Source organism: uncultured Nevskia sp., assembly GCF_903885465.1.
Taxonomy (GTDB): domain Bacteria; phylum Pseudomonadota; class Gammaproteobacteria; order Nevskiales; family Nevskiaceae; genus Nevskia.
The window spans coordinates 1-5,284 of the sequence record NZ_CAISIQ010000011.1; the positions used below are offsets into that span (position 1 = coordinate 1).

3 protein-coding genes are annotated in these 5,284 nt (G+C 65.5%); 1 reads left to right on the plus strand and 2 read right to left on the minus strand.

The window, feature by feature from the left end; all coding sequences use genetic code 11:
• Positions 1-468: 468 nt before the first annotated feature.
• The gene (locus QZY06_RS00415) at positions 469-2,229 is read right to left on the minus strand and encodes an asparaginase domain-containing protein (protein WP_295678736.1); all 1,761 of its coding nucleotides are present in this window, start codon (positions 2,227-2,229) and stop codon (positions 469-471) included.
• Positions 2,230-2,309: 80 nt separating this feature from the next.
• Complete coding sequence (locus QZY06_RS00420) at positions 2,310-3,557, minus strand: hypothetical protein (protein ID WP_295678738.1); 1,248 nt, start codon at positions 3,555-3,557, stop codon at positions 2,310-2,312.
• 157 nt (positions 3,558-3,714) lie between these two features.
• Here QZY06_RS00420 and QZY06_RS00425 point away from each other — a divergent pair.
• The coding region (locus QZY06_RS00425; protein WP_295678740.1) for an amidase family protein at positions 3,715-5,284 on the plus strand (1,570 nt) is incomplete at its 3' end.

Consider the following 5,284-nt stretch of genomic DNA (forward strand, 5'->3'; position numbering starts at 1 on the left):
GCGATGCTCGGCGCCATGCAGGGGGGATGAACGTCAGAAGCAAAGCACGGCAACGTCAAAAGCCAAGGCAACACAGCGCCGCGCTCCGCGCGGCGCTGTGCTTTTGATTCTGCCGTTTCCGTGGACTGTGGTCCCCCTTAAGCGCGCCGAGCATCGCAGGCCATGGCGGACAGGCTCCGAAGGAGGCGAGGCAGGATGCCGATGCCTTTTCGCCGCGCCACGGATGGCGCGTCGAAAAGCCCCGTCATGGCCGAGAAGCACAGGGAATCGACTTGCCGGCTTCTGCTTCTTCGGCAAGGCGACGCAGCGCCGGGGGCGCCCTTCCTTTGGTTACTTTCCTTGGGCGACAAGGAAAGTGACCCGCGCGACAGCGCGGAATACTGCGCCAAAGCCAGCCAACAACAGCGCCGGCTGATCAAGCTGAGAACAAGCTCAAACGCAACCGGGCGGAAGAGAAGCACCCGCCAATCAATGCGTCTGAAAAATCTCCTGATACAGCCCCAGTTTCTCCCGAATCGCGACCAACTCCTCCGCCGTCGGCCGCGTCACATCCGCCGCTCTCGGCAATGGCCCGAACTTCATCAGCGCCGCTGTCAGCAGCAAGCGCGCCTTGGTCGTGGTCAGGTTGTTGCCTTCGATGAACAGGTTGCGGGGGTTGACCTTGACCAGGCCGCTGGCATCGCCGCGTGCGGTCTTGACCACCGGCAGGCCTTGCAGAACGGCGAGTTCCAGGGCCTTGTCCTGCGAGGCGGACATGCTCGAATACGGTGCCAGGCCTTCGCCGACGATGCCGGCCAGCGGGTACTCGCTGAGCAGCATGTCGATGGTCGCGGCGATGCCTTTTTCGGCGGCGGGATCGGGCACGCCGCTGTCGTCGTACCAGTTGTCGCCCTTGAGCATCGGGACTTTCGGGATCGCCTGCGGCAGCAGTTCGCCGGCTGCGTTCTTGATCGTCACGGTCACGGCTTCGACCTTGCCGGCCTTGGTTTTCAGCCAGCCGCTCTGGCTGGCCGGCAGCTGGCTGATGCGCAGCTCGGATTTCCAGGTGTGCTTGCGGGTCGGGATATTGGTGAGATAGGCGCCGGCGGTCATCGAGCCAAAGATGCCGCCGTAGCCACCGGTGGCGACATAGGCGCCGGGATGGGCGTCGCCTTTCTCGACTTCGCGTGCGGAGTAGATGATCTCGTCCTGGACCATCACCGTGCCGAGCCGGTTGCGGCCTTGTTCGTCGGCCCAGACTTTCGAGTTGATGTAGTCGATCGAATCGAGAATGTTGCCGTCGCCGTCGGCGCTGACCAGGCCGCGATTGCGGTGCGCGGAGTTGGCGGAGATCGGCAGTTGCGTGTCGATCAGCAGGCTCAGCCAGTAGGCGCTGTCTTCGACGGTCGGGCTGCCTTCCAGCCAGATCGCGCCGGCGTACTTGCCGCTGGCCAGCACGCGCTGAACGATGTTCGCTTCGCGGGCCAGCATCGGCCGGATCTGCGAGGCCGAGTAAGGGCCGTAGCTGAAGAAATCGCGGCCGAGCTTTTCCGGAGCGATGTCGCCTTCGCCGGTATCGCTGCGCTTCGCCGCCGGCAGCCCTTTGGTATAGCCGCCGGAAGGCACGGCGCGATAGAAGTCGTAATCGGCACGAGCGTCGATGCCGCCGCCATCGCGTTCGATCTCCGCGAAGATTCGCGAGCCATCAGGCACGAAGGTCTGCCGTGACTGCGCGAACGGCGCGCCCGGAAGCGCGAAGCTGTCTTCCCAGGCTTGGCCATTGGCCTGGCGGCCCATGTAGGGCAGTGCGTAGAGGCCGTCCTCGGGCTTCAAGGTGACGGCGTAGACCGGCTTGTCGTCGGCGCTGCCACGGCTTTTCGAGAACTTGCCGGCGGCGTTCACATAGCCATCCGGTGGCGCATACAGCTCGGCGACATCGGCTTCCAGCGGATGGGCCGAGAATTGTTCGACATAGACGGTGACCGGTGCGGCCAGGCGCTGATAGCGCGGCCAGTCGGTGAGCGTCTTGCCCCAGGCATCGGTGAGCAGGGGCAGGCCGTACTGGGCGCGCGCCTTGTTGCTGGTGATCAGCGGCTTGTTGTTCTGGATCGTCGACGTAGGGCCGGAGAACACCGCGATGCGCGGCTTGCCGTCAGCGGCGGAGGCCGTGCCCGCAGTGATCGTGATCAGGCTGGCAGCGAGGGCAGCGACGATCCGCGTGCGGCGCGGCATGAAGGAAGCTGGAGGCATGGTCGACTCGGAGGACAAGCGGACATCCGCATTCCTTAGACGCGCGCCACTGGCGTACCCCCACCGTCGATGAGCGGACCCTAGTTCAAGAAGGATTTTTTCAGAGTCACGCCGCCGGAAGTCTCATTGGCGATCGTCCCACGCCAGAACGTGCGGCCGATGCTCAGACTCATCCACAGGCCTTTGCCGAGGTGCAGATCGGTGCCGGCGCTGAGCTTGTAGAAGGTGTCGTCGTCGCGGTCCTTGAACCAGTCGTGAAGCACGGCGGCTTCCAGGTTGGCGTTCCACGGCGAAGTGCCGCCGCGCAGGCGTGTCGAGACCACGACTTCGTCGGCATCGTCAAAACGCTGTGGCTGCCCAGGGTCCTGCAAGGGCTCGTTGTGGCGATACAGCACCTGGCCAAGGATCTGCGCGTGGCGGCCGAGAAACGACGGCGCGTAGTCGGGGTGAGTGCCGAGCGCATCGAAGCCATAAGCGGTGGTGGCGAAGGCGACGAAGCCTCGCGGTTCGAGTGCGCCGAGGCCATCGCTGAGCGTGCGGAAAGTCGGCGAAATGCCGATCGCGTGGCCGGTGGCGTTCCAGGTATAGGCCGCCACCTGGGGATCATCGCGGCAGGCCCGCATGCCCTCGCGCACGGTCTCGTGCAGCGCGGTGCGATACGCGGTCTGGCTGGCTTGCCATTGCGCCTGCAGTGCAGCTTGTCGCTGCTGCGCTTCCTGACGTTGGGCCGGTTCGGCATTCGGGTCCTGCAGCAGCTGATCGACAATTTTCAGGCGTGCCGCAAGCTCGGCCAGCTGGCTGCGGGCTTGCTCCGGCGGGTTGACGTGCCGCTCGAAGCAATCCTTCAGCGAGCCCGGGCCGCGATGCACGCGGGGGTCGCGCTGCTCGTGCAGGACGATGCGCAGGGTCGGCGCGAAGCGGGTACTGCGATCGTCGTCGCTCTCGCCCTTGCTCACCGCCATCGATAACTGGATGCGCGACACGAAGCGCTTCTCGCGGTTGTGCTGGTAGTCGGCGAGGTCTAGCCGTGACTCGGTCAGGCTCACCGGCGCGAAATCGATGCCGAGGGCACCGCGCGGATGACCCTGGTCATCGAACACCTGCGCCGCGGCGATCGAGAAGTCTGACGAGGCCAGCGACTGCGCCGTGAGAAACGGCGCCACGCCCAGCGCCGTGAAGCTGGCCGGCTCGGGGCCGGCGACATCGATCCGGGTATCGCGCAGCCGCGTGTACTGCTCGACATCGCCAAACCAGGAATCGTCGCCGGACCACGCCGCATTCGCGGCCATGGCGGCCAGCAAGGCCAACACGAGTTTCCAGCGAGACATGGATGCTCCCGAAGCCGCCCCGGCGCGATCCGCACAGGCTCGCGGGTTTCGGCGGCCAATGCAAAGGCCGGGCAAAGGCCGATACGCGGGTAGGGCATGACGGCTGGGTGGCGTCTGAATCAGGGACGACCACACCAAGCGCGGAGCCTCGATGAACATGTCACTGCTTTCCCACCGCCTGCGCCCGCTGGCACTTGCCGCAGCCCTGTTCGCGTTGGCACCGCTTGCCCAGGCTGCGCCGGTGCCGCTGACCGAAGCCAGCATCGCCGAACTGCAGCAGGCGATGAGCGATGGAAGCTTGAGCAGCGAGCGACTGGTGTCGCTGTACCTGAAGCGCATCGAGGCCTATGACAATCGCGGCCCGGCGATCCATTCGGTGATCCTGATCAACCCGAAGGCGCTGGAAACGGCGCGGGCGCTGGACAAGGAGCGCAAGGCCGGCAAGGTTCGCGGCCCGCTGCACGGCATTCCGGTGGTATTGAAGGACAACTACGACACCTACGATCTGCCGACCACCGCCGGCTCGTTCCTGCTCAAGGGCTCGATCCCGCCGGACGATGCCTACATGGTCAAGCGGCTGCGCGAGGCCGGTGCCATCGTGCTGGCCAAGGTCAATCTGTCGGAGTTCGCTTCCGGTGGCGCGCAGAGTTCGCTCGGCGGCCGCACGCGCAATCCGCATGACCTCACCCGCACGCCATCCGGCTCCAGCGGCGGCACCGGTGCGGCACTGGCGGCAGTGTTCGCGCCGCTCGGCTTCGGAACCGATACCGGTGGTTCGATCCGTGGCCCGTCGACCTCGAACGGCATCGTCGGCCTCAAGCCCACGCATGGTCTGCTCAGCCGCGATGGCATCGTGCCGCTGGCGCTGAGCTTCGACACCGGCGGCCCGATGGCGCTGACGGTGGCCGATATCGCCGTCTCGCTCGGCACCATGACCGGTGTCGATCCGGCCGATGCCGCGACCAAAAAGAGCGAAGGCAAGTTCGAGACCGATTACACCAAGTACCTGAAGGCGGACTCTCTGAAGGGGGCCAAGATCGGCATTGCCCGCGATTTCATGGGCCAGGATGACGAAGTCGACTGGGTCATCGAAACCGCGCTGAGCACGATGCGCAAGGCCGGCGCGACGATCGTCGACGTCAAGTATCCGAAGTGGCTGCTCGACAGCCGCGCCGATTTCTACAACGCCATCCGCCGGCCGGAATTCCGCGCCCAGATCGGTGACTACCTGAAGACTCTGAAGCCGGGTTATCCGAAGTCGCACGACGAGCTGATGGCCGGCGTCGAGTCGCTGGTATCACCGACCGACGGCATGATCCCCAACGAAGGCCGCTGGATGCTGTTCAAGCAGGAAGCCAAGAGCGGCACCTTGGAAGATGCCGAGTACCTGACCATCCGCGACCACGCGTTGCCGCTGGTCCGCGCCGAGCTTGACGGCCTGATGAAGAGCAACGGCCTCGACGCGATCGTCTACCCGACGTCGCCGAAACGCCCGGCACGCACCGACATCGATCCAGTCACCGGCGGACCCGAAGGCCGCTCGGCCACCAACTTCGCGAACCTCAGCGGCTATCCGGATCTGATCGTGCCGGCCGGCTTCACCACCGGCGGCCTGCCGGTCGGCATCTCGTTCTTCGGCCCGGCGTTCAGCGAACCGAAACTGATCTCGCTCGGCTATGCCTTCGAGCAGCTCAGCCATGCACGCCGTTTGCCGGCGCTGACGCCGC